Genomic DNA, 22,556 nt, shown 5'->3' with positions numbered 1-22,556 from the left:
TCGTGCGCCATCATGGGGACCCGTGAGTACCACGACGACGCAACAGATCGCGCTTCGCGCCCGACGCACCACCCCTCGGTGGTGGGCACTGACAGGAGTGTCCGCGGCGGCACTGGTCGTGCTCTACGCCGTTCTGCCGCTGCTGGGCGTGCGCTACCCACCGGCGTCGGTCGCGCTCGAGGCCCTGTACGCCCCGGCCGACACGGTGCTCGACGTCATCGACGTGACGACCGTGCTGGTGGTGGTCGCCGCGCTGACGGTGGTCGCGGTGGTGCGCAAGTTGCCGTACGGCATCGGCGCGATCCTCATGCTGTGCCTCGGGTCGACCCTGACCGCCGCAGCCGGGTCGGCATGGCTGTCCGATCACATCGCGACGTCGGCACTTCCCGACGGCCGCGTGGTCGCAGCATCCTCGGTGATCGCGTCGGGTGCGCTGGTCGTGCCCGGTCGGCTGCGTCCCGTCGTCCTGGGGCTGGGCTCGGCCCTGGTCGCCGGCGTGGCCCTCGCCGCCGTGGTCACCGCGGGTGCGACAGGCATCGGCATCGTCGGGGCGCTGCTGGTGACCGGGATGTGGTGGGGCGCCGCCGGTGTCGTCATGGCGCACTCCCCCGTCGCCGCTGCCCGGGAGGCGAAGAACCCTCTCGACACCGCGGCCCTGATGCTCCGCCGCCGGTGAGCGGGCGGGGCATCAGGGCCGGGTACACCTAGAGGGCTTTGAGTTCCTCGATGACGGCGTTGACCGACTTCTTCGCATCCCCGAACAGCATCGACGTGCGATCCGCCGTGAACAACGGATTGTCGATACCGGCGTACCCGGAGCTCATCGACCGCTTGAGCACGATCACCGACCGCGACTCGTCCACGTTCAGAATCGGCATCCCGTGGATCGGCGAACTCGGATCGTTGCGCGCCGCCGGGTTGGTGACATCGTTCGCGCCGATGACCAGGGTGACATCGGTGCGGGAGAACTCCCCGTTGATGTCGTCCATCTCCTTCATCGCCTCGTACTCCACGTCCGCCTCGGCGAGCAACACGTTCATGTGACCCGGCATGCGCCCGGCCACCGGATGGATCGCGTACTTCACCTCCACGCCCTTGGACTCGAGGATCGACGCCATGTCCTTGACCGCGTGCTGAGCCTGCGCGACCGCGAGACCGTAGCCAGGGACCACGATGACCTGCGAGGCGTACGCCATCTGGATCGCCGCATCCGCCGCCGAGGTGGACTTCACCGTGCCGCCGGCATCGTCCGGGCCACCGACCGCGGACGCGCCGCCGCCACCGAACGACCCGAACACGATCGCCGGAATCGACCGGTTCATCGCCGTCGCCATCAGATTGGTCAGGATGGTGCCGGACGCGCCGACGATCATGCCCGCCACGATCATCGCGGTGTTGTTCAGCGCCAACCCCGCCGCCGCAGCCGACAACCCCGTCAACGCGTTCAGCAGCGAGATCACCACCGGCATGTCCGCACCGCCGATCGGGAACACCACGAACAGACCCATCAGCGCCGCCGCGACGAGCACCAGCACGATCCACCACTGCGACGTGCCCTCACCCGGGGTGGCGCGCAGACCGATGTAGACCGACACCGCCACCGCGATGAGCAGCAACACGATGTTGGTGAGCTGGAAGATGCGGGCGTTCTTCACGAACGCCTTCTCGACCTTCTTGTTCAGCAGCTCCTGCAGCTTCAAGAACGCCACCAGCGAACCCCAGAACGACACCGACCCGATGACCGCCGCGAACAGTGACCCGATGACGATGTGCACCGTCGGCTCTTCACCGTGCTGGAACGCCGAGAAACCGTCGGTCTCGATGAACTCCGACCAGGCGATCAATGCGACCGTGCCGCCGCCCACGCCGTTGAACAGCGCCACCAGCTGCGGCATCGCCGTCATCTTCGTGCGCTTGGCCGGCGGGACACCCAGCAGGACACCGATGGCCAGACCGGCGGCGATGAGAATCCAGTTGATCGCCGCCGTGTCGCGGACCTCGATCAGAGTCGCCACCACAGCGATACCCATACCGACAGCGGCGATCCAGTTCCCGCGCACCGCCGTCTTCGGGCCGGTCAGACCCATCAGACCGTAGATGAACATCGCGAACGCCACGATGTAGAGGATGTTGACGAGATTGTTCATCAGGAATCAGCACCCTTCTCGCCGGTTGCCGTCGACACAGCAGCGGGCGCCTTCTTGCCCTTGAACATGCCGAGCATGCGGTCGGTGACCAGGAACCCACCGACAACGTTGAGCGTGCCGAAGATCAACGCGACGAACGCGATGATCCGCACACCCCACGGCGCGTCCTCCGGCAACCGGCCCAACACGATGAGGGCGCCGAGCACGACGATGCCGTGAATGGCGTTGGTACCCGACATCAGCGGCGTGTGCAGCGTGTTCGGCACCTTCGAGATGACAGCGAAACCGACGAACCCGGCCAACACCAGGATCGCGATGTTCGCGAGCAGGGACGTGTACATCAGGCGTCCGCCTTCACGGTGGTGTCGGCCGTGCGCGTCACGCACGACTTCGCGAGGACCTCGTCGGTGAAATCGGGGGCGAGGGCACCGGCATCGTCGAGCATCAGTTCGATCAGCGCGGAGATGTTCTTGGAGTACAGCTCACTCGCGTGCTCGGGCATCGTCGCCGGCAGATTCAGCGGCGAGGCGATGATGACGTCGTTCTTCACCACCGTGCGACCCGGCTCGGTGAGCTCGCAGTTGCCACCGGTCTCCCCCGCGAGGTCCACCACGACACTGCCCGGTCGCATCCCCGCGGCAGCCGCCGCGGTGACCAACTTCGGCGCCGGACGCCCCGGCACCAGAGCGGTGGTGATGACGACGTCGAACGTCGAGATCGCCTTCTCCAGCGCCGCCTGCTGCTGGGCACGCTCGTCCTCGGTGAGCTCACGGGCATACCCGCCCTCACCGGCAGCGTCGATCCCCAGATCCAGCCACTGCGCACCGACCGACCGCACCTGATCCGCCACCTCGGGACGCACGTCGTACCCGGTGGCGCGGCCACCGAGACGCTTCGCCGTCGCCAACGCCTGCAACCCCGCCACACCCACACCGAGTACCAGCACCGTCGCCGGCTTCACGGTGCCCGCCGCGGTGGTCAGCATCGGGAAGAACCGCGTCGACTCCGACGCCGCGAGCAGCACCGCCTTGTAGCCGGCGACGTTGGCCTGCGAGGACAACGCGTCCATGACCTGCGCGCGGGAGATACGCGGGATCGCCTCGACCGCGAAGGCCTGCACGCCCGCAGCGGTCAACTCCGGAATGATCGTGTCCGCGTTGCGCGGCGCGAGGAAGCCGATGAGCGTCGATCCGCGGCGCAGCTTGCGCACCTCGGCCGACGACGGCGGCGCCACCTTGACCACCACGTCGGCGCTGTACGGATCGCCGATGCTCGCACCGGCGTCGACGTACAGCTGATCGGGGATCAGAGCGCCCAGACCGGCACCCGCCTCCACCACCACGCGCACACCCTTGCCCGTCAGCGCGGCGACCACCTTGGGGACCAGCGCCACCCGGCGCTCCCCTTCGTTCGTCTCACGCACGACGCCGACCAGCGTCCCTGCTTCTCGAGAATCTTCCACCAGCTGTACTTCCTGTGAATGGCGGCACGTCCGCGTCCCGCGGAGCTGCACTGCCGCCGACTGTCGTCGGTTCCGAGAACGACCTCGTCGACGGTGGCTCATGTTCGCCCGCGTGAGAGGTCCTGGAGTCGGCCGGGTGGGCCCACCGCAAGGTAACGCACGACACAGACATACCGAGCGTCGAGGTCGAATGTGAGGCGGAGGTCATAACGGACCGAGTGTGTCGGTGCGACTTGGCACACTCGCTTCATGACCACCGACAGTGCCGACCCCGCATCCGACGTTCCGCAGCCCGTGTTGGAGGCCGTCCGGTCCGCGTCCCGCGTCGCCGTGCTCACCGGGGCCGGGATGTCCGCGCAGTCGGGCGTGCCGACGTTCCGCGACGCGCAGACCGGGCTGTGGGAGCGGTACTCCCCGGAGGAGCTGGCCAGCCCCGACGCGTTCGTCCGCGATCCGGATCTGGTGTGGGCCTGGTACCGCCGACGAGCGCAGCTCGTGGCCGCCTCGAGCCCGAACGCCGGTCATGTGGCCCTCGCGCAGTGGCAGAGGTCCGCACCGCAGCAGACCGTCGAGATCGCCACGCAGAACGTCGACGACCTGCACGAGCGCGCCGAGTCCACCGTGCTGGCCCACGTCCACGGCACTCTGGGCGCGGTGCGGTGCTCGATCTGCGAGGAGCCTTTCGAGGGACCGGTCGACGACGTCGAGGACGGCGCGGAACGCATCGCGCCGCCTGCGTGCGGTCTCTGCGGAAGTCCGGTCCGCCCCGGTGTCGTGTGGTTCGGCGAGCCGCTCCCGGAAGCGGAGTGGGCAGCGGTCGCGGCGTCCGTCGAGGCCGCCGACACCGTCCTGGTCGTGGGAACGTCCGGCGTTGTCTACCCCTTCGCGGGGCTTCCCGCTCAGGCTCGCAGCGCGGGCGCCGTCGTCATCGAGATCAACCCGGACGAGACCGCGGTCTCCGACATGGCCCACCACGTCTGGCGGGCGACCGCGGCCGACTCCCTGCCTGCACTCGTCGCCGCCGTCACGGAGCAGCAGCGATGACCGAGTGCGTGTTCTGTGACATCGTCGCCCGCCGCGCCCCCGCGACGATCGTCCACGAGACCGACTCGGTGCTCGCGTTCCTCGACATCCGGCCCGTCACCCGCGGGCACACCCTGGTGGTTCCCAAGGTGCACTCCTCGGGGCTCGAGACACTCGACCCGGTCGTGGGTGGGCAGGTCTTCGCCGCCGGCCAGGCCCTGGCCGGCGCGATGCGCCGCAGCACCCTGGCGGCGGACGGGGTCAACCTCGCCATGAACGACGGACGCGCCGCCTTCCAGACCGTGTTCCACTCGCACCTGCATGTCGTACCTCGCCACCACGGCGATCGCATCCGTTTCGTCGCCGGCATGATCACGCGGCGTCAGAGCGAGCCCGAGGCGACCGCCCGAGCAATTCGGGCCGCACTTGCCTCCTGACGTCCGATGCAGCCGCTCAGGCGGCGGCGAAGAACCAGGAGACCACGAGAGCACCGGGGTCGATGACGCCGCGCGCCGCGTCGCCGATGTAGCTGGCGCGGCCACGCTGGGCGACGGTGTCCGTCGTGGACTCGGCACCGCGCGTCGCAGCCTCGGCCGCCGCGGCGAGGGCATCCGAGAGCTCGACCGATCCGGCGTCCCCCAGAGCTCGTGACGCCGGGTCCAGCGCGTCCACCATGGTCTTGTCTCCCGGCTGCGCACCGCCGAGATCGGTGATGGCGGCCAGTCCGTCGGCCACTCCCGCGGCGATGCTCGCGGTGCTCGCCCCGGAACCGTCGAGGGCGACCGAGACCCGGTGGAAGAACGCACCGAAGAGAGCGCCGGACGTTCCGCCCGCATTGCCGAGGAATCCACGAGCCAGGATCTCGAACACCGCTGCGGGCGAGGCACTCTCGTCCACCGCGAAGTCGGCCAGACCGATCTGCATGTTGACGCCGAAGTCGCCGTCACCGGCTCGGCGATCGAGGTCGGTGAGCTCGTCGATCGACGACCGGACACGCTCGACGAACGACGAGACCCAGGTGGTGACGAACGGGTCGGCCGCGCCGCCCGGAAGCTCCGACGCCGCTGCCGCGTCCGTGTCGTCCACGGCGTCGTCGTGCAGGTCCTGCGCCGGCGAGCGGGGCCACGCGGGCGCCTCGGTCGGGGCATCCCACAAGCCGAGGATCTCGTCGTCGCAGCGGACGGCGGTCAGCGACACCCCCGCCATGTCGAACGCCGTCACGAGGCTCCCGACGAGCGTGCGTCGGACGGTGATGCCGCGTACCTCGAGATACCGCAGCGCGGCACCGAAGACGATGTCGAGTTCGAGCGGATGGGTCGCGCCGAGTCCGTTGACGACGAGCACGACGTCCTCGCCGCCGGACAGTCCCAGCGAATCGGCCACGGGTCCGAGCAGCGCCTCGGCGATCTCGGTGGCGGTGAGCGTCGCGACGCGCGCGGTGCCGCGCTCGCCGTGGATACCGACACCGAGTTCGACCTCGTCGTCGCCGAGCTCGAAGGACGGGGACGACGCGCCCGGAACCGTGCACGGACGGAAGGCCACCGCCATGCTGCGAGCGCCCTCGGCGACCCGCCGCCCCAGCGCGGCGACGGAGGCGAGGTCGTCGCCGCGAGCAGCGGCGGCGCCGCAGATCTTCTCGACGGCCACCGTCGCGGCGGTTCCGCGTCGGCCGGGCCCGTCCTCGCTCTCGGACGCGACGTCGTCGGCCACGAGCACCGTCTCGACCGTGATGCCGTCGGCAGCACACAGATCGGCCGCGATGCGGAAGTTGATGACGTCGCCGGTGTAGTTCTTGACCACGTGGATCACGCCGGCGCCGGCCTCGACGGCCCGCGTCGCCGCCTCGATCTGCAGCGCGTTCGGGCTCGTGAACAAAGACCCCGGCACCGCCGCGTCCAACATCCCGGCGCCGACGAAGCCGGAGTGGAGCGGTTCGTGGCCGGAACCACCGCCCGACATCACGGCCACGCGCCCGTGCGTCGTGCGGCTGCGGCGCGTGAAGTATCCGGGCCGTTCGACAAAGCGGAGGTCCGCGCTGCGCCGGGCGGCGGCGCGGCAGGCGTCGACGATGACGCGGGCCGGATCATCGATCATCTTGTGCAGCGACATGCACCCGACACTAACCACGTCTGCACACCCGACGCGTGCGTACTGACCTACGCTCCCGCCATGCGCCTGTTCCTCGCGTCCTACCGATTCGGGCACGCCCGTGACCGGTTCCTCGAACTGACCGGACCACCCGGCCGCATCGCCGTCATCGCCAACGCGGCGGACTCCTGGCCCGACGCCGCGCGCGCGTCCGCGGTCACCAGTGAGTTCACCCTCCTGCGCTCGGCGGGTTTCCTCCCTGTCGAGGTCGACCTGCGCGAGTTGATGCCGAGCACGGCGCACGACGTCCTGGCTGCCTTCCCCGCCGTGTGGGTCCGCGGTGGGAACACCTTCGTGCTCCGGCGCAGGATGGCCTCGTCCGGTGCAGACGAGGCGATCGCTCGACTGCTCGCGGAGGATGCCGTCGTGTACGGCGGGTACAGCGCCGGAGCCTGCGTCCTGGGTCCGACGCTGCGGGGCGTGGAGTACGCCGACCCGCCCGGCGAGGTGGAGCCGACCACGGGCGAGGACGTGCTGTGGACCGGCCTGGGGATCATCGACGACGTGCTCGTGCCGCACTGGGCGTCGGACACTCTGGATCCCGACGGCGCGTCGGCCGCGATGGCCGCGGCGTGCGACGCGGCGGGAACGCCGTACCGCACGCTCACCGACGACCAGGTCTACGTCGTCGACGGCGGCGTTGCCGCGGTGATCTGACTGTCAGCCGCTGTGCGCGATGGGCATCTGGAACGGCGCGAGCCGGTCCATCGCCGACCACGCGAGCCGGCAACGCCGCACGGTCATCTCGTCGGCGTCACGGAGCAACGCATCGAGCAGCAGGCCCGGACGTTCGGACCACTGGGCGGCGAGGGCGTCCATCTCGGCGTCGGTGAACAGTCCCGAGCGTCGTAGCGCCGACGTCCACTCGGTCACCTCGCCACGATGGAGCGACTCGAGGGTGTCGTAGTCGACGCCGCCGGAGACGAAGTCGTAGGAGAACAGCGCCGCCGCGCACTCGAACGGGGTGTTCTTCGTCGGTCTGCGCGACGCTGTCGTCGATGGTGCAGATGCCGACCGTGTGATGTCGTGTGACGGTGCCATGAGTGCCTCCTTCTCGCCCCCTCGGTCTCGGCCCACGTGCCGATCTCCGTCATCCGGACGCTAATCCTCCGACGTGCTCTTGTCGGCACCCATCGGGGCACGATCTGGTAACAGAGTTGCTCGTGTGACTGATGTGAACATCGGCCGGACGTCGACCCGGCCACCGTTCGACGCGGTCTCCCACTGTCCCGCACCGTGTCTCGTCATTCCGGCGAGGTCACGGGCAGGGCTGGGGGTAGCGTCGAGACGTAGGACCCGCCGGTCGAGGAAGGTGAGCATCATCGACGATCTCGTGACGTCCCTGACAGACGCGGTCGGAGCCGCCATCGTGGTGACCGATCCGGACATCACCGCCGGCTATCGCCAGGACTGGGCCCGCGATCCGAACGCCGGCACTCCCCTCGCCGTCGTGCGCGCCACCAGCACGGCCGACGTCCGCGCCGTCATGCTCTGGGCCACCGAGCATTCCGTCCCGGTGGTGCCGCGCGGCGCGGGATCCGGTCTGTCCGGTGGTGCGACCGCCGTCGACGGCGGCATCGTGCTGACGACCGAGGCGATGCGCGCCGTCACCGTCGACCCGGTGACGCGGACGGCCGTGGTCCAACCCGGTCTGCTCAACGTCGAGGTCAAGGCCGCTGCGGCCGAACACGGCCTGTGGTACCCACCGGATCCGTCGTCGTTCGAGATGTGTTCGATCGGCGGCAACGCCGCCACCAACGCCGGCGGCCTGTGCTGCGTCAAGTACGGGGTGACCACGGACTACATCCTCGGTCTCGAGGTGGTCCTCGCCGACGGCACCGTCGTGAACCTGGGCGGCCCGCGTCTGAAGGACTCGGCCGGACTGTCGCTGACCAAACTCTTCGTCGGTAGCGAGGGCGTCCTCGGCATCATCACCGAAGTGACGCTGCGACTGATCCCGGCTCAACCACCCGCGAGCACGGTCGTGGCCACCTTCACCCGCCTGTCCGACGCGACCGACGCCATTCTGGCGATCACCCGCTCGCTGCGGCCCGCCATGCTCGAGTTCATGGACTCCACGTCGATCAACGCCGTGGAGGACGCCATGAAGATGGGCCTCGACCGCACCGCGGCAGCGATGCTCATCGCCCGCTCCGACTCACCCGGCGCGCACCGCACCGAGGAGACCGAGACCATGGCCGCGGCGTGCACGGCCGCCGGCGCCGACGAGGTGTTCGTGACCGACGATCCCGACGAGGGCGATGCGTTCGCCGCAGCCCGGCGCTTCGCCATCCCCGCCGTCGAACGCACCGGATCCCTCCTGCTCGAGGACGTCGGAGTTCCGCTGCCCGCACTCGCGGACCTGGTGCAGGGAATCGCGAAGATCGCCGATGCCCGCGGCGTCGTCGTCGCCGTCATCGCCCATGCGGGCGACGGGAACACGCACCCGCTGATCGTGTTCGACCCCGAGGACGCGGACATGGAGGAGCGTGCGCACCAGGCATTCGGCGAGATCATGACGCTCGCGATCTCGTTGGGCGGCACCATCACCGGGGAACACGGTGTCGGCCGGCTCAAGAAGGCGTGGTTGCCGGATCAGGTGGGCGAGGACGTCATGGAGCTGACCCGGCGCATCAAGCACGCCCTCGATCCCGCGGGCATTCTGAATCCCGGTGCCGTGCTTTAGTTCCGGGTGTACCCGTCGGCGACCTCGAGCACCTCGTCGAGGATCTCGAGTCCGCGACGGATGTCCTCCTCCGTCGTGACGAGCGGCGGCGCGATCTGCAGCCGATTGCCCGCCACGAACGGCCACAGCCCGCGCTCCTTGGCCGCCTTCGTGACGGCCGCCATGGGAGCTGCGGCGGCGCCGGTGGCGTTGAACGGTGTCAGCGGCTCGCGGGTGCCCTTGTCCGTCACCAGTTCGACGGCCCAGAAGAACCCCATGCCCCGCACGTCACCCACGCTCGGATGCGCCTCACCCAGCTTGGTGAGCCCCGGCCCGAGGACGCCTTCCCCCACGGCGCGGACGTGGCCCAGGATGTCGTCGCGCTCGAACACCCGGATCGACGCGATACCGGCGGCGCAGCCGAGCACGTGTCCCGAGTAGGTCAGACCTCCCGGATACGGCGTGTGGTCGTACCGCTGCGCGATCTCTTCGGAGATCACCACTCCGCCGAGCGGGACGTAGCCGGAGTTCACACCCTTCGCGAACGTGATCAGATCGGGCTCGACGCCCCACGCCTGGCACGCGAACCAGTGCCCGGTCCGGCCGAAGCCCACCATCACCTCGTCGGCGATGTACACGATGCCGTAGCGAGTGCAGAGTTCGCGGACACCGGCCAGATACCCCGGCGGCGGGACCAGCACGCCGTTGGTGCCGACCACCGACTCGAGAATGAGCCCCGCGATGTTCTGCGGTCCCTCCAGCGTGATGACCATCTCGAGGTGGGCCAGCGCCGCGGCCGTCTCCTCCTCGGGGCCGGTCGAATTCCACGGTGACCGATAGGGATACGGCCCGAAGAACCGGACGACGTCGACGTTGGTCGGCTCGGTTCCCCACCGGCGCGGCTCTCCCGTCAGACCGATGGCCACACCGGTGCCGCCGTGGTACGACCGGTACGCGGCCAGCATCTTGGTCCGCCCGGTGTGCTGGCGAGCGAACCGCACGGCGTGCTCGACGGCCTCGGCCCCGCCCGTGGTGAAGAAGACCCGGTTCAGGTCACCGGGAGCGCGCTCGGCGATCAGTCGAGCGAGTTCGCTGCGCTTGTCGTTCGCGACCGTCGGGGAGATGGTGGTGAGCACACCGGCCTGCTCGACGATCGCCGCCACGATGTCGGGGTGCTGGTGCCCGATGTTGACGTTGACCAGTTGCGAGGAGAAGTCGAGGTACTTCCTGCCCTGGTCGTCCCAGAAGTAGGACCCGGACGCCCCGGTGATGGTGACCGGGTTCAGCTCCGCCTGGGCGGACCAGGAATAGAAGACATGGTCGGTCATGTACCACCTCCGTTATCGGGCGATTCCGGATTCCGTCGCCACCTCTGACGTCATCATGGCAGGAAGAACCGACTCGCCGTAGGCATCCAGCGTCGCGGTCTTCGCATCGTGTTGGAGGTAGACCGCGAACTGGTCCACACCGAGCGACTCGAGCTGCCGGAGTCGCTCCACGTGCTGCTCGGGCGAGCCCAGGATGCAGAACCGGTCGACGATCTCGTCGGGCACGAAGTCGGCGTGCGTGTTGCCGGCTCTGCCGTGTTGGTTGTAGTCGTACCCCTGGCGGCCGGCGATGTAGTCCGTGAGAGCGGCCGGGACACCGGAGGTCGCTCCGTAGCGGGACACGATGTCCGCCACGTGGTTTCCCACCATGCCGCCGAACCACCGGCACTGATCACGGGCATGCGCGGCGGCGGCCGCGGAACCGTCGGTGACATAGGCGGGGGCGGCGACGCAGATGGTCACGGCATCGGGGTCGCGCCCCGCCTTCTCGGCGGCGTCGCGGACGGTGGCCACGGTCCACTCGACGATGTCGGGATCAGCGAGTTGCAGGATGAACCCGTCGGCGACCTGCCCGGTGAGTTCCAGTGCCCGCGGGCCGTATCCGGCGATCCACACCTCGAGCTCGGACCGCGACGCCCACGGCAGCCGCACGGTGGTCTCGCCGATGCGGGCGGACCGCCCGTTGCCGAGTTCGCGGATGATCTCCACCGACTCGGCGAGCCGCGCGATCGTGGTGGGCTTCCCACCCAGAGTGCGCACCGCGGAGTCGCCGCGGCCGATCCCGCACACGGTGCGGTTGCCGTACATCTCGTTGAGTGTGGCGAACGTCGATGCCGTCACCGTGACGTCCCGCGTCGACGGGTTGGTCACCATCGGTCCGACGACCACCGTGCGGGTGCTCGCGAGGATCTGACTGTGGATGACGTAGGGCTCCTGCCACAGCAGGTGTGAATCGAAGGTCCACACATGGGAGAAGCCGTGCGTCTCGGCGATGCGAGCGAGTTCGACCACCCGCGAACTGGGTGGGGTGCACTGCAGCACCACTCCGAAGTCCATCCCTCACACCAGATTCTGGGACAGGTCGCGGCGCACGAAACGGCCGTGCCCGGCGCGGCCCAGGTACTCGCCGCGGTCGACGACGACGGTTCCGCGGGAGATCACCGTGTCGACGTGGCCGTCCACGGTCATGCCCTCGTAGGCCGAGTAGTCCATTCTCATGTGGTGTGTCTCGACTCCGATGGTGGTGCGGCCGTTCGGGTCGTAGACCACCAGATCCGCGTCGGCACCGGGCGACACGATGCCCTTGCGCGGGTACATCCCGAACATGCGTGCCGGCGTCGTGCAGCACACCTCGACCCACTTCTCGAGCGTGATCTTCCCCGACACCACACCCTGATACATCAGGTCCATCCGATGTTCGACCGACCCGATTCCGTTGGGGATCTTGGAGAAGTCGCCGATTCCCATCTCCTTCTGGTCCTTCATGCAGAAGGGACAGTGATCGGTGCCGACCGTCGAGACGTCGCCCGTGCGGAGGTACCGCCACAGCTCGTCCTGGTGCCCCTCGGCACGGGACCGGAGCGGGGTCGAGCACACCCACTTCGCACCCTCGAAGCACGGCGCACCGAGTTGCTCCTCGAGCGAGAGGTACAGATACTGCGGACACGTCTCTGCGAAGACGTTCTGCCCCTTGCCTCGTGCCGTCGCGATCTGCTCGAGCGCCTGTTTCGCCGACACGTGGACCACGTACAGCGGCGCTCCTGTCACGTCGGCCAGCATGATCGCGCGATGCGTCGCTTCCTCCTCGAGCTGCCACGGCCGGGACGTGCCGTGGAAGTACGGCGCCGTGTCACCGCGTGCGATCGACTGCTCGACCAGGACGTCGATGGCGATGCCGTTCTCCGCGTGCATCATCAGCAGCGCGCCGGTCTCGGCGGCAGTCTGCATCGCCCGCAGGATTTTCCCGTCGTCCGAGTAGAAGACGCCGGGATAGGCCATGAACAACTTGAAGCTGGTAACACCTTCGGAGACCAACTCGCTCATGGCCTTCAACGAGTCGCTGTCGACGTCTCCGATGATCTGATGGAAGCCGTAGTCGACGGCGCACGAACCGGCGGCCTTGTCGTGCCACGTGGCGAGGGTGTCCTGCACACGCATCCCGGGGTTCTGGATGGCGAAGTCGACGATGGTGGTGGTTCCGCCCCACGCGGCAGCGCGCGTCCCCGTCTCGAACGAGTCGGAGGCGAAGGTGCCGCCGAACGGCATCTCCATGTGGGTGTGGCCGTCGACCCCTCCGGGGATCACGTACTTCCCGGTCGCGTCGACGACGACGTCGCTCGACGACGCGAGGTCGGCGCCCAGCAGCGTCGAACCCGGTTGCAGCACTGCGACGATCGTCTCACCGTCGATCAGGACGTCCAGGGGCTGCGACCCCGTCGGCGAGACGACGATGCCCCCGTGGACGAACGTGGTCGTCACGGTGTCACCAGGGGACCGTAGGCGTCGGGTCTGCGATCGCGGTAGAAAGCCCACCGATCGCGGACGGTCGCGATGAGCGACAGGTCCAGATCGCGGACGATCACTTCGGCCGCGCTGTCCGAGGCGACGTCGCCGACGAACTTCCCCTCGGGATCGACGAAGTAGCTCGTACCGTAGAAGTCGTTGTCGCCCAACTCCTCGACTCCCACTCGGTTGATCGCGCCGATGTAGTACTCGTTGGCCACGGCCGACGCCGGTTGCTCGAGCTTCCACAGGTAGTTCGACAGGCCTCGCGAGGTGGCGGACGGATTGAACACGATCTCCGCACCGGCCAGTCCGAGTGCGCGCCAGCCCTCCGGGAAATGGCGGTCGTAACAGATGTAGACCCCCACCTTGCCGACGGCGGTGTCGAACACGGGCCAGCCCAGGTTGCCGGGGCGGAAGTAGAACTTCTCCCAGAAGCCGTTCAGGTGCGGAATGTGGTGCTTGCGGTACTTGCCCAGGTACGTGCCGTCCGCGTCCACCACGGCAGCGGTGTTGTACAGAATGCCTGGCTGTTCCTTCTCGTAGACCGGCAGCACCATCACCATGCCGAGTTCCTTCGCGAGAGACTGGAAACGCTCGACGGTGGGTCCGGGAACCGATTCGGCGTAGTCGTAGAAGGACGCGTCCTGCACCTGGCAGAAATAGGGGCCGTAGAACAGTTCCTGAAAACAGATCACCTGCGCGCCCTGCTCGGCTGCCTGGCGGGCGTACTCCTCGTGGGCCTGGATCATCGATTCCTTGTCGCCGGTCCAGGTGGTCTGAACCAGTGCTGCTCGAACGACAGTCATGACATGACACCTCCGCGTCGGCCCCGTACCGGTGATCCTGCACCCGATCGGCCGGGTCGTCCACCGGTGGAAATCAGCCGTTCGCCACTTCGGGAGGCAGCGGATCGAGCATGTCCACCGACGAGCCGTTCCACCGGTAGCGAACGAGTGCCGGACCGCCGGAGGCTTCCGCGGTGGCCTCGTCGCCGACGAGCCACCGGTACGAGATCGTCACGGTGTCGTCGGTCTGCGCATACGGGTCGAGATCCGTGAACGCGTACGGACGGGCGGTCGCCGTTCCGAGGTATGCGCCGTCATGGAAGAGCAGGACCGTCGTGGGACTCGAACCGGTGGCACCGTCGGGAACTGCCATCGCCCAGGCCAGCGTGGCGCACGGATCGCCCTGGCTGTACAGGCTCCAGGCGCTGTCGGAGAAGGTGGGCAGAGAGTCGATCGCGGAGGCGACCACCGAGTCGTCCAGGCACGGATCGGCAGGAGTCTGCCTGTTGCCGTCCACCACCTCCTGCGGCAGGTCGTCCAGCATCACCACGGACGATCCGTTCCAGGTGTAGCGGACGAACCCGGGTCCGCCGGACTGCTGCGAGGTGGACTCACCCTCCCGGAGCCACCCGTACGACACCGTGACCGTGTCGTCGGTCTGCGAGGCGACGTCGGTGAACGAGTACGGCAACGCGGTGGCGGTGCCGAGGTAGGTGTCGTCGTGGAAGAACAGCACCGTCCACGGACTCGACCCCGTACCCCCGTCGAGCGCGGCGAGCGCCCACGAGAGCGTCGCGCAGGGATCGCCCTGGCGAACGAGCCGCCACCCGTTACCGAAGAACTGGGGCAGCGATTCGATGCCCGCCGCCACGACGGAGTCCTCCACACACGCGGTCGACGGTTCCGGCGCGGCCGACGACGCGGGTTCCGTACCCGGTGCCGGACCCACCGCTGTCGAGGTCGTGGTGGTGGTGGTCGGAGGAGGTGGCGCCGCGGAGCCCTGGCCGGAGTCGGAGCACCCGCTCGCGAACAGCACGGTGACGGCCAGGGTCGCGAGAAGTGTTCGTCTCATGATCTGTCCATCCGAGTGAACAAACCGATCGTTACGTCGTCGACGAATTCGTCATCGATCCGTGACCCGAAAGAATAGGAAACATCATTGTTGTAGAAAGGGTGACCATATCTAGGTCAGCCTGACCTTGCTGGTGGAGACGCTTTTCGCGTATTACCGTCATCGTCATGACTTCCCTTGAAATGCCCCGCGTCAGTGAGTGCAGTGTCAGCGCCTGTTCGTACAACCACGACGGATGCCACGCCTTCGCCATCAATGTCGGAGGCTCGAACGGAACGGCCGATTGCGGCACGTTCATTCCCTTGAGCACCAAGGGCGGTCTCGACACCGTCTCCACCCAGGTCGGTGCGTGCCAGCGCGTCGACTGCTCGTTCAACGACAACCTCGAGTGCAGCGCGGCAGCGGTCCGCATCGGCGCCGGCGAGTCGTCGGACACCGCGAACTGCCTCACCTACAGCAAGGCCTGACGGACCTCAGCTGAAGCCGAGCACCTTCTCGCCCCAGATCTCGCGCAGCTCACGGTCCGGATCCTCGACCAGAGCATCACGCCCGTCGATGACGAGAGTGCGACGGCGCTCGTCGTAGGGCGCCCAGTGCTTCGACCCGTCCAGCGCAGCAGGAACCCCGTGCCACGCGAACGCCACCCAGCGTCGTTGCATTCGCCGGGAGACCTGCTGCGCTGCCTTGCGCCCACCCAGCCAGAAGGTGGGGTCCCGGTCGAAGGTCCCGAAATTGCCGAAGACGTACGGCAACTCGGTGGCGTGACCGGCGCCGATACGCGCCGCGCGCAGCACGGGTGTCGCGTGATCGAAGCGGTAGACGAACGTCGGCGCTCGTCGGCAGTGGGCCTCCGCGATCCACAGGCTCGGCATCCGGAACCCTGCGTCGCGCGAGAGGGCCAGCGCGCCAGCACTCTTCGGCAGGTCCGGGTACGCGGAGAGGATGTCGGCGATACGGGCCGGTGAGAGATCGGGATGATCGACGGCGATCGCCTCGAACATCGTGCTCACCGTGTCCGAGGTGACGGGCATCAACGGCGACTTCATCAGGCGGAACACCGATGCCTCGTCGTGATTCGACCCGATGATGAGCGGGACGTCGTGCGAGAAGCCCTTCTGGAACGCGGCCACCGGATACCGGGGCACCACGTCACCGTCGACGACGGGTGCGAATCCCAATGTGCCGGGCACCTTCTCGGGAACCTCGTAGACCAGCTTCTCGGCTGCGTCGACCAACCTCTCCACCGGCATCGTCCGCAGCTCCTCGGCACGCTCCGCGGGCAGATCGACGAGTTCGAGGAATCGCTGCGCGACGGTGCGCGCGCGTTCCGGGCCGTACACCGAGGTGGCCGGGGAACTCTGGGCGATCGCCTTGTGGAACAGACCTTCCGCGTGCGGTGACGTCATGAGAGTGGTCACCGACGCGCCACCGGACGACTCACCGAAGACGGTGACGTTGGTCGGGTCGCCGCCGAACGCGGCGATGCAGTCGCGCACCCACGTGAGCGCCGCGATCTGGTCGCGGAGCCCGAGATTGGTCTCGAAGACGCTGCCGTCGGTGTCGAACGAGGACAGGTCCAACCACCCCAGCGCGCCCACCCGGTAGTTGACGGTCACGACCACCACCTCACCGAGGCGGGACAGGTTGCGCCCGTTGTAGATCCGTTGCGCAGATGATCCAAGGACGTAGGCGCCGCCGTGGATCCACACCATCACCGGACGGGAGATGCCGTCCGGTGTCGGGGCCCAGACGTTGAGAGTCAGGCAGTCCTCGTCCATCGGGATGGACGAGTCCATGGGAATCGGGCCGTCGCGGCCCTGCGGTGCCATCGCACCGAAGGTCCTGCCGTCGCGGACCCCGTCCCACGGCTCCGGTGGGCGTGGTGCGCGGAATCGGTGCTCCGCCACGGGTGGCGCCGCGAACGGGATGCCCTTCCAACTGACCACGTCGCCGTGCCCGTAACCGCGGATCTCACCGTCGCGCGACGAGACGACATGGCTGCTCTCGGTTGCCCCCACGAGGACCGACGTTACAGGGAGTGCGGGGATCGGACCCCGATGGTCGTCACGCTGTCACCAGTCGACCGAGCGCGAACAGGGCCGCTGGAGAGTAGCCGAGGACGAGCGGTGCCAGACCGTCCACGACCAACCACGTCGACGAGCCCGACCCCGCGCTGTCGACACCGTGTTCCAGGGTGAGCCCGGCACTCGGAGCGCCGATCCACGCGCGCCACGACCACACCCGTGCGGCCTCGTCCACGGAGTGGACCTCGAAGGACACCCGCACGCCGAGGGGCCCGCGCACCGTGCCGGTCGTGCCGGCGGCGAGACGGTCGGTGGACGCGTCGACCCCCATGATCTGCGGTGCCCACGTCGACCAGAGCGACAGGTCCATGTACCGCTCCCACGCGACGTCGGCGGAGGCGTCGCCGGTGCGTCGCAGAGTCTTCTTCATGACCGGCGGGATTCACCGTTCCGGCGCTGCTCAAACTGCCGTCAGGTCGCCGCTCCACAGCGGTCGCGCCGGGCGTAGGGTCCGAACCAAGCGAAACTCCTCCGCCATCGACCGGCGCGGCCGGTGGCCGACATGTAGGTGGACAAGGATGACCACACAGGCATCGGCCAATCACACGGCCAAAGTCATCGGCGTGACCATTGCGGCCGCCGTCGGCGGCTTCCTCTTCGGTTTCGACAGTTCCGTCATCAACGGCGCCGTCGACTCCATCCAGGGCAGATTCGCCCTCGGCGAGTTCCTCACCGGCTTCACCGTCGCGATCGCCCTGCTCGGGTGCGCGGCGGGCGCCTGGTTCGCCGGCGGACTGGCCGACCGGTGGGGACGCAAGAAGGTGATGATGCTCGGGTCCGCACTCTTCATCATCTCGTCGGTCGGCTCGGGTCTGGCCTTCAGCGTTCCCGACCTGATGCTGTGGCGTGTGCTCGGCGGTCTCGGCATCGGCATCGCGTCGGTGATCGCCCCCGCGTACATCGCGGAGATCTCGCCGGCCCGGATGCGCGGCAGCCTCGCGTCGCTGCAGCAGCTGGCCATCACCATCGGCATCTTCGCCGCACTGCTCTCGGACGCCGTGCTGGCGGATCGTGCGGACGGTGCGTCCAACGACCTGTGGCTCGGCCTCGAGGCCTGGCGATGGATGTTCATCGTCGGCGTGATCCCGGCCGTCGTCTACGGCGTCCTCGCGTTGCTCATCCCCGAGTCGCCGCGTTACCTCGTGGGCAAGCACCTCGACGAGGAGGCCGCGCAGATTCTCGCGAACATCACCGGCGAGAAGCACCCCAACGAGCGCATCCACGAGATCCGCCTGACTCTGCGCAAGGAGCAGCGCTCGTCGTTCGCCGACATCCGCGGTCCGCGCTTCGGTCTGCAGCCGCTGGTGTGGGTCGGCATCATCATGGCCGTCCTGCAGCAGTTCGTCGGTATCAACGCGATCTTCTACTACTCCACCACACTGTGGAAGTCGGTGGGCTTCACCGAGAGTCAGTCCTTCACCACGTCGGTCATCACCTCAGTGATCAACGTGGCCATGACGTTCGTGGCCATTCTCTTCGTCGACCGGGTGGGTCGGCGCAACCTGCTCATGGCCGGCTCCATCGGTATGTTCGTCGGTCTCCTCATGGCGGCGATCGCGTTCTCCCAGCAGATCGGCACCGGCGACGAGGTCTCCCTGCCCGATCCCTGGGGCGTCGTGGCGCTGATCGGAGCGAACCTGTTCGTGATCTTCTTCGCGTCGACGTGGGGACCGATCATGTGGGTCCTGCTCGGCGAGATGTTCCCGAACCGTATGCGCGCCATGGCTCTCGGCATCGGTACGGCCGCGAACTGGGTGGCCAACTTCGTCATCTCGCTGCTGTTCCCGTCGCTCACCGAGATGGTCGGACTCTCCATCGTCTACGGCGGCTTCGCACTCTTCGCGGCCCTGTCGTTCTTCTTCGTGAAGTCCAAGATCCCCGAGACGAAGGGCATGGAACTGGAGGACATGAAGTAGCCGCACGACCGCCGGTGCTATGGTCGGCGAGTTCTGACACGGGGTGCTTCGCGTCGCGAGGCTGAGACCACACCCGAGAACCTGATGCAGGTAATTCTGACGAAGGGATGTCACGGCCATGACGCCGTACGACCATGCGGTCGACGCTGCCTCCACCACGGATGCAGCCGACCTCACACGCTTCACCGACCTCCTCTGGGACCGCACGGCAGGCCTGCGGGCCCGGATCGGCGATCTCGAGTTCCTCACCCGACTCGGCGACGGCACCCTGCCGATCACGTCGTTCCGGACGTACATCGAGCAGGACGGCCTCTACCTCGAGGGATACGCGAAGGCCTTGGCCCTCCTGTCCTCGCGCGCAGTCGATCCGGAGGCCGGAGCGTTCTGGGCCACGTCGGCGGCGACGGCCGCGACGGTCGAGAAGTCGTTGCACACCAGCCTTCTCGCCGACGTCGCACTCGGCGGTCCGTCGGAGAAGCCGGTCGAGCACAGCCAGGCGTGCCTCGGGTACGTCTCGTTCCTCACGGCGACGGCGGCGACCGACACCTACGCCGTCGGCGCCGCGGCCGCGCTCCCCTGTTTCTGGATCTACGCCGAGGTCGGCCGCGGACTCGCGGCCTCGGCCCGCGCCGTGCTCGACGCTGAACCGGACCACCCGTACGCCCGGTGGGTGACGACGTACGACGCCGAGGACTTCCAGACCTCCGCCGCGCGCGCCCGCGAGCTCGTCGACGCGGCTGCCGAGGTGGCCGGCCCGGCCGAACGACAGCGGATGAGTGACGCGTTCGTCGTGGCGATGCGCTACGAACTGCTGTTCTGGGACACCGCCCTGAACACCGTGCCCTGGCCTGCTTCGGGGTCGGACGCATGAGGGCGCGGCACACGAGGGTCGGGCGCGTCGCGGCTCTGCTCACCGTGTCGCTCGTCGCCGCCGCGGGTCTCGCGGGCTGCGCCACGTCCGATGCCTCCGACGCGAACACGATCCGCTTCGCGCTCGACTGGACACCCAACACGAACCACACGGGCCTGTTCGTCGCCCAGCAGGAGGGCTACTTCGCGGACGCCGGGCTGAACGTCGAGATCCTGCCGTACAACTCGACGTCCCCCGACACGCTGATCGACTCCGGCAACGCCGAGTTCGGGATCAGCTTCCACAGCTCCGCCACCTACGCCCGCGCTGCCGGTGCGAAGGTGACCTCGGTGATGGCGCCGCTGCAGCACTGGGCCACCGGCATCGGCGTCCGCGCCGACCGGCAGGACATCCGGCGCCCCCGAGACCTGGACGGGCGGACCTACGCCGGGTTCGGCGATGCGGGCGAGGAGGCCACCCTCCGCAAGGTGATCGAGAACGACGGTGGCACCGGCGATTTCGAGACCGTGGTGCTCGGGACGTCCGCGTACGAGGCGGTCTACTCCGGTACCGCGGACTTCACCGTCTCCTACTTCGCGTGGGAGGGTCTCGAGGCCGAGCGGGCCGGAACCCCGATGACGTACTTCGACTACACCGACTTCGGCTTCCCCGACTCGTACGCGATCGTCGTCGACGGCGGTGACGAGTGGATGGCCGAGCACCCCGAACAGGCGCGACAGTTCGTGCAGGCCTTGCAGAAGGGTTACCAGAAGGCCGCCGACGATCCCGACGCGGGCGCGCGCGATCTGATCGACGCCAACCCGGGAGCATTTCCCGACGAGGACCTGGTCGTCGAGAGTCAGCGCATGCTGGCGAAGGACTACATGCTCGACGAGAACGGCCGCGTCGGGACGCAGACCCTGGAGCGATGGTCCGGGTACTCGAAGTTCCTGTTCGACGCCGGTGTCCTGGCCGGGCCCGACGGCGCACCGCTGACCACCGAGCCCGACTGGTCGACCTACTTCACCGATGAGTACCTCGATCAGGGCTGAGCGCGGCGGTTGGGTGGGGCGGTACGCGCCGGCGCTGCTGCTCGCGGCGGGCCTCGTGGCGGCCTGGCAGGTGTACGTGGTCGTCAGCGGCATCTCGCCGCGGGTACTCCCCTCCCCCGCCCGCGTCGTCGATCAGGGCTGGACGAACCGTGCCGTCATCGCTGGTCACGCATCGTCCACCGTTCAGGTCACTCTGCTCGGTTTCGCCGTCTCCCTGACGATCTCGTGGATCATCGCCACGGCCGTGGACTTCTCGCCGTGGCTGCGCCGCGCCGTCGTTCCCCTGCTCGTGGTGTCGCAGACACTGCCGGTCATCGCCGTCGCTCCCCTGATGATCATCTGGTTCGGATTCGGCATCCTCCCCAAGCTCCTGGTGATCGCGCTGGTGACGTTCTTCCCGATGACCCTCGGCCTGATCGAGGGATTCGCCTCCGCGGACAAGGAGTCCGACGCACTGCTGCGCAGCATGGGAGCGTCACGGCGACAACAGTTCCGGTACGTCCGGCTCCCGTCCGCGCTGCCGCGCTTCTTCACCGCGCTCCGCATCGGGATCACCTACGCAGTGGTCGGTGCCGTCTTCTCCGAGTACGTCGGCGCCACGTCGGGTCTGGGCATCTACATGGCGCAGCAGAAGAACGCGTTCCGCACCGATCTCGTCCTGGCCGCGGTCGTGGTCACGGCGGTGTGCAGCATCGCACTCTTCCTCCTCACGTTCGTGGCCGAGCGGCTTCTCGCGCCGTGGGCGCTCGCGGCGAAGGAAGGGACGCGATGACGGATCCTGTTCTGGAGCTGACCTCGGTGCGCAAGTCCTACCCGGGCACACCGGTACTGGACGGGATCGACCTCGCCGTCGAGGGGGGACAGTACGTGTCGATCGTCGGCCCGAGCGGCTGCGGCAAGAGCACGCTGTTCACCCTCCTCGCCGGTCTCGACACCGCGGACAGCGGCACCGTGGTGACACCGCGCTGCGCGTACATGCCGCAGAAGGACCTGTTGTTCCCGTGGCGTTCGGTTCTGGCGAACACCGCACTCGGGCTGGAGGTGCAGGGGGTTCCGAAGGCGCAGGCGCGGAGCCGGGCCCGCGACCTGTTCCCGGTCTTCGGCCTCGACGGCTTCGAGGACGCACGCCCCTCGTCGCTGTCCGGCGGGATGCGGCAGCGGGCCGCACTGCTCCGGACCGTCGTGCAGGGACGCGACGTCCTGCTGCTGGACGAGCCGTTCGGCGCTCTCGACTCGCTGACCAGGACGGCCATGCAGGACTGGTTGCAGGAGGTGTGGCAGCGGTACCGCTGGACGGTCCTGATGATCACCCACGACATCCGGGAGGCGGTGCAGGTGTCGGACCGGGTCGTCGTGCTGTCGCCGCGGCCCGCGCGGGTGGTCGCCGACGTGAGCATCGATCTGCCGCGGCCGCGACGCGCCGAGACCGCCACCACGCGGGAGTTCGCGACCTACGAACGCGCACTGCTGGACGCCCTCGGAAGCACGGGCCCTCGTCCCGGCGCGGGCGAGTAGGTTC

23 protein-coding genes and 1 riboswitch are annotated in these 22,556 nt (G+C 68.3%); of the genes, 11 read left to right on the top strand and 12 right to left on the bottom strand.

What is annotated here, in order from left to right:
- The first annotated feature begins 22 nt into the window (after positions 1–22).
- On the top strand, positions 23–676 hold the full coding sequence (locus OHB23_RS09875) for a hypothetical protein (protein WP_056448448.1): 654 nt from the start codon (positions 23–25) through the stop codon (positions 674–676).
- A gap of 28 nt (positions 677–704) precedes the next feature.
- Here the strand turns inward: OHB23_RS09875 and OHB23_RS09870 are convergent, their stop codons facing one another.
- Genes OHB23_RS09870 through OHB23_RS09860 form a run of 3 tightly spaced genes read right to left on the bottom strand, consistent with a single transcriptional unit; the run spans position 705 to position 3,612 of the window.
- Positions 705–2,147: an NAD(P)(+) transhydrogenase (Re/Si-specific) subunit beta gene (locus OHB23_RS09870; RefSeq protein ID WP_222639167.1), complete on the bottom strand. Its 1,443-nt coding sequence runs from the start codon at positions 2,145–2,147 to the stop codon at positions 705–707.
- On the bottom strand, positions 2,147–2,488 hold the full coding sequence (locus OHB23_RS09865; protein ID WP_328810477.1) for an NAD(P) transhydrogenase subunit alpha: 342 nt from the start codon (positions 2,486–2,488) through the stop codon (positions 2,147–2,149). Before OHB23_RS09865 ends, OHB23_RS09870 begins: the two co-directional genes overlap by 1 nt.
- On the bottom strand, positions 2,488–3,612 hold the full coding sequence (locus OHB23_RS09860; RefSeq protein ID WP_261775823.1) for an NAD(P) transhydrogenase subunit alpha: 1,125 nt from the start codon (positions 3,610–3,612) through the stop codon (positions 2,488–2,490). The genes OHB23_RS09865 and OHB23_RS09860 overlap by 1 nt, the downstream gene beginning before the upstream one ends.
- A gap of 246 nt (positions 3,613–3,858) precedes the next feature.
- Here OHB23_RS09860 and OHB23_RS09855 point away from each other — a divergent pair, with 246 nt between their 5' ends.
- Together OHB23_RS09855 and OHB23_RS09850 are read left to right on the top strand one after the other, a co-directional pair.
- Positions 3,859–4,653 (top strand): SIR2 family NAD-dependent protein deacylase, encoded by a 795-nt coding sequence (locus OHB23_RS09855; RefSeq protein ID WP_328811488.1) that lies wholly within the window; start codon positions 3,859–3,861, stop codon positions 4,651–4,653.
- On the top strand, positions 4,650–5,069 hold the full coding sequence (locus OHB23_RS09850; RefSeq protein ID WP_027504969.1) for an HIT family protein: 420 nt from the start codon (positions 4,650–4,652) through the stop codon (positions 5,067–5,069). Before OHB23_RS09855 ends, OHB23_RS09850 begins: the two co-directional genes overlap by 4 nt.
- A 16-nt stretch (positions 5,070–5,085) precedes the next feature.
- Here the strand turns inward: OHB23_RS09850 and dhaL are convergent, their stop codons facing one another.
- Complete coding sequence (gene dhaL / locus OHB23_RS09845) at positions 5,086–6,741, bottom strand: dihydroxyacetone kinase subunit DhaL (RefSeq protein WP_328811487.1); 1,656 nt, start codon at positions 6,739–6,741, stop codon at positions 5,086–5,088.
- A gap of 60 nt (positions 6,742–6,801) precedes the next feature.
- Here dhaL and OHB23_RS09840 point away from each other — a divergent pair, with 60 nt between their 5' ends.
- A complete protein-coding gene (locus OHB23_RS09840; protein ID WP_328811486.1) occupies positions 6,802–7,437 on the top strand; it encodes a Type 1 glutamine amidotransferase-like domain-containing protein in 636 nt (211 codons plus the stop codon).
- A gap of 3 nt (positions 7,438–7,440) precedes the next feature.
- Here the strand turns inward: OHB23_RS09840 and OHB23_RS09835 are convergent, their stop codons facing one another.
- Positions 7,441–7,821, bottom strand: a complete 381-nt coding sequence (locus OHB23_RS09835) for a hypothetical protein (RefSeq protein WP_231476246.1) — start codon at positions 7,819–7,821, stop codon at positions 7,441–7,443.
- Between the two features lie 271 nt (positions 7,822–8,092).
- Between OHB23_RS09835 and OHB23_RS09830 the strand changes: the two genes are divergently transcribed.
- Positions 8,093–9,466 (top strand): FAD-binding oxidoreductase, encoded by a 1,374-nt coding sequence (locus OHB23_RS09830; RefSeq protein ID WP_328811485.1) that lies wholly within the window; start codon positions 8,093–8,095, stop codon positions 9,464–9,466.
- On the opposite strand, the gene OHB23_RS09825 is transcribed toward OHB23_RS09830, so the two are convergent.
- The 5 genes from OHB23_RS09825 to OHB23_RS09805 all read right to left on the bottom strand — a co-directional run bounded on the left by OHB23_RS09825 (position 9,463) and on the right by OHB23_RS09805 (position 15,135).
- Positions 9,463–10,773, bottom strand: coding sequence for an aspartate aminotransferase family protein (locus OHB23_RS09825; RefSeq protein ID WP_222645907.1), 1,311 nt, complete (start codon positions 10,771–10,773; stop codon positions 9,463–9,465). The two genes, OHB23_RS09830 and OHB23_RS09825, sit on opposite strands and share 4 nt — an antisense overlap.
- 12 nt (positions 10,774–10,785) lie before the next feature.
- On the bottom strand, positions 10,786–11,829 hold the full coding sequence (locus OHB23_RS09820; protein WP_027504964.1) for a TIGR03842 family LLM class F420-dependent oxidoreductase: 1,044 nt from the start codon (positions 11,827–11,829) through the stop codon (positions 10,786–10,788).
- 3 nt (positions 11,830–11,832) lie between these two features.
- Positions 11,833–13,251, bottom strand: a complete 1,419-nt coding sequence (gene hydA / locus OHB23_RS09815; protein WP_328811484.1) for a dihydropyrimidinase — start codon at positions 13,249–13,251, stop codon at positions 11,833–11,835.
- On the bottom strand, positions 13,248–14,084 hold the full coding sequence (locus tag OHB23_RS09810) for a nitrilase-related carbon-nitrogen hydrolase (RefSeq protein ID WP_056448423.1): 837 nt from the start codon (positions 14,082–14,084) through the stop codon (positions 13,248–13,250). The genes hydA and OHB23_RS09810 overlap by 4 nt, the downstream gene beginning before the upstream one ends.
- 73 nt (positions 14,085–14,157) lie before the next feature.
- Positions 14,158–15,135: an LppP/LprE family lipoprotein gene (locus OHB23_RS09805; RefSeq protein ID WP_328811483.1), complete on the bottom strand. Its 978-nt coding sequence runs from the start codon at positions 15,133–15,135 to the stop codon at positions 14,158–14,160.
- 167 nt (positions 15,136–15,302) lie between these two features.
- On the opposite strand from OHB23_RS09805, the gene OHB23_RS09800 reads away from it, so the two are divergent.
- Positions 15,303–15,602 carry a DUF1540 domain-containing protein gene (locus OHB23_RS09800; RefSeq protein WP_027504961.1) on the top strand — a complete coding sequence of 100 codons (300 nt, stop codon included), beginning with the start codon at positions 15,303–15,305 and terminating at the stop codon, positions 15,600–15,602.
- 6 nt (positions 15,603–15,608) lie between these two features.
- Here OHB23_RS09800 and OHB23_RS09795 read toward each other — a convergent pair whose 3' ends face one another.
- The gene (locus OHB23_RS09795; RefSeq protein WP_027504960.1) at positions 15,609–17,153 is read right to left on the bottom strand and encodes a carboxylesterase/lipase family protein; all 1,545 of its coding nucleotides are present in this window, start codon (positions 17,151–17,153) and stop codon (positions 15,609–15,611) included.
- Between the two features lie 46 nt (positions 17,154–17,199).
- The gene (locus tag OHB23_RS09790) at positions 17,200–17,589 is read right to left on the bottom strand and encodes an SRPBCC family protein (RefSeq protein ID WP_222632754.1); all 390 of its coding nucleotides are present in this window, start codon (positions 17,587–17,589) and stop codon (positions 17,200–17,202) included.
- A gap of 148 nt (positions 17,590–17,737) precedes the next feature.
- Here OHB23_RS09790 and OHB23_RS09785 point away from each other — a divergent pair, with 148 nt between their 5' ends.
- The 5 genes from OHB23_RS09785 to OHB23_RS09765 all read left to right on the top strand — a co-directional run bounded on the left by OHB23_RS09785 (position 17,738) and on the right by OHB23_RS09765 (position 22,552).
- Positions 17,738–19,135 carry a sugar porter family MFS transporter gene (locus OHB23_RS09785; protein ID WP_328811482.1) on the top strand — a complete coding sequence of 466 codons (1,398 nt, stop codon included), beginning with the start codon at positions 17,738–17,740 and terminating at the stop codon, positions 19,133–19,135.
- A 29-nt stretch (positions 19,136–19,164) separates the two neighbouring features.
- Positions 19,165–19,260: riboswitch (TPP riboswitch) on the top strand.
- Positions 19,254–20,006: a TenA family protein gene (locus tag OHB23_RS09780; RefSeq protein WP_328811481.1), complete on the top strand. Its 753-nt coding sequence runs from the start codon at positions 19,254–19,256 to the stop codon at positions 20,004–20,006. Its footprint overlaps the riboswitch before it by 7 nt.
- Positions 20,003–21,037: an ABC transporter substrate-binding protein gene (locus OHB23_RS09775; RefSeq protein WP_222639158.1), complete on the top strand. Its 1,035-nt coding sequence runs from the start codon at positions 20,003–20,005 to the stop codon at positions 21,035–21,037. The genes OHB23_RS09780 and OHB23_RS09775 overlap by 4 nt, the downstream gene beginning before the upstream one ends.
- Positions 21,015–21,809, top strand: coding sequence for an ABC transporter permease (locus OHB23_RS09770; RefSeq protein ID WP_328811480.1), 795 nt, complete (start codon positions 21,015–21,017; stop codon positions 21,807–21,809). Before OHB23_RS09775 ends, OHB23_RS09770 begins: the two co-directional genes overlap by 23 nt.
- On the top strand, positions 21,806–22,552 hold the full coding sequence (locus tag OHB23_RS09765; RefSeq protein WP_328811479.1) for an ABC transporter ATP-binding protein: 747 nt from the start codon (positions 21,806–21,808) through the stop codon (positions 22,550–22,552). The genes OHB23_RS09770 and OHB23_RS09765 overlap by 4 nt, the downstream gene beginning before the upstream one ends.
- The last annotated feature ends 4 nt before the right edge of the window (positions 22,553–22,556 follow it).

Origin of the sequence: Rhodococcus sp. NBC_00294, assembly GCF_036163995.1 — a bacterium.
Classification (GTDB): Bacteria; Actinomycetota; Actinomycetes; order Mycobacteriales; family Mycobacteriaceae; genus Rhodococcoides.
The sequence above is the reverse complement of the archived record's forward strand: the minus strand, read 5'-3'. Positions and strand labels throughout refer to the sequence as shown.

Excerpts from the sequence above, each read along its gene's own strand:
- OHB23_RS09870 (WP_222639167.1), bottom strand. The coding sequence starts at position 2,147 with ATGAACAATCTCGTCAACATCCTCTACATCGTGGCGTTCGCGATGTTC.
- OHB23_RS09865 (WP_328810477.1), bottom strand. The coding sequence starts at position 2,488 with ATGTACACGTCCCTGCTCGCGAACATCGCGATCCTGGTGTTGGCCGGG.
- OHB23_RS09855 (WP_328811488.1), top strand. The coding sequence starts at position 3,859 with ATGACCACCGACAGTGCCGACCCCGCATCCGACGTTCCGCAGCCCGTG.
- OHB23_RS09850 (WP_027504969.1), top strand. The coding sequence starts at position 4,650 with ATGACCGAGTGCGTGTTCTGTGACATCGTCGCCCGCCGCGCCCCCGCG.
- dhaL (WP_328811487.1), bottom strand. The coding sequence starts at position 6,741 with ATGTCGCTGCACAAGATGATCGATGATCCGGCCCGCGTCATCGTCGAC.
- OHB23_RS09840 (WP_328811486.1), top strand. The coding sequence starts at position 6,802 with ATGCGCCTGTTCCTCGCGTCCTACCGATTCGGGCACGCCCGTGACCGG.
- OHB23_RS09835 (WP_231476246.1), bottom strand. The coding sequence starts at position 7,821 with ATGGCACCGTCACACGACATCACACGGTCGGCATCTGCACCATCGACG.
- OHB23_RS09825 (WP_222645907.1), bottom strand. The coding sequence starts at position 10,773 with ATGACCGACCATGTCTTCTATTCCTGGTCCGCCCAGGCGGAGCTGAAC.
- OHB23_RS09820 (WP_027504964.1), bottom strand. The coding sequence starts at position 11,829 with ATGGACTTCGGAGTGGTGCTGCAGTGCACCCCACCCAGTTCGCGGGTG.
- OHB23_RS09810 (WP_056448423.1), bottom strand. The coding sequence starts at position 14,084 with ATGACTGTCGTTCGAGCAGCACTGGTTCAGACCACCTGGACCGGCGAC.
- OHB23_RS09805 (WP_328811483.1), bottom strand. The coding sequence starts at position 15,135 with ATGAGACGAACACTTCTCGCGACCCTGGCCGTCACCGTGCTGTTCGCG.
- OHB23_RS09800 (WP_027504961.1), top strand. The coding sequence starts at position 15,303 with ATGACTTCCCTTGAAATGCCCCGCGTCAGTGAGTGCAGTGTCAGCGCC.
- OHB23_RS09790 (WP_222632754.1), bottom strand. The coding sequence starts at position 17,589 with ATGAAGAAGACTCTGCGACGCACCGGCGACGCCTCCGCCGACGTCGCG.
- OHB23_RS09785 (WP_328811482.1), top strand. The coding sequence starts at position 17,738 with ATGACCACACAGGCATCGGCCAATCACACGGCCAAAGTCATCGGCGTG.
- OHB23_RS09780 (WP_328811481.1), top strand. The coding sequence starts at position 19,254 with ATGACGCCGTACGACCATGCGGTCGACGCTGCCTCCACCACGGATGCA.
- OHB23_RS09775 (WP_222639158.1), top strand. The coding sequence starts at position 20,003 with ATGAGGGCGCGGCACACGAGGGTCGGGCGCGTCGCGGCTCTGCTCACC.
- OHB23_RS09770 (WP_328811480.1), top strand. The coding sequence starts at position 21,015 with ATGAGTACCTCGATCAGGGCTGAGCGCGGCGGTTGGGTGGGGCGGTAC.
- OHB23_RS09765 (WP_328811479.1), top strand. The coding sequence starts at position 21,806 with ATGACGGATCCTGTTCTGGAGCTGACCTCGGTGCGCAAGTCCTACCCG.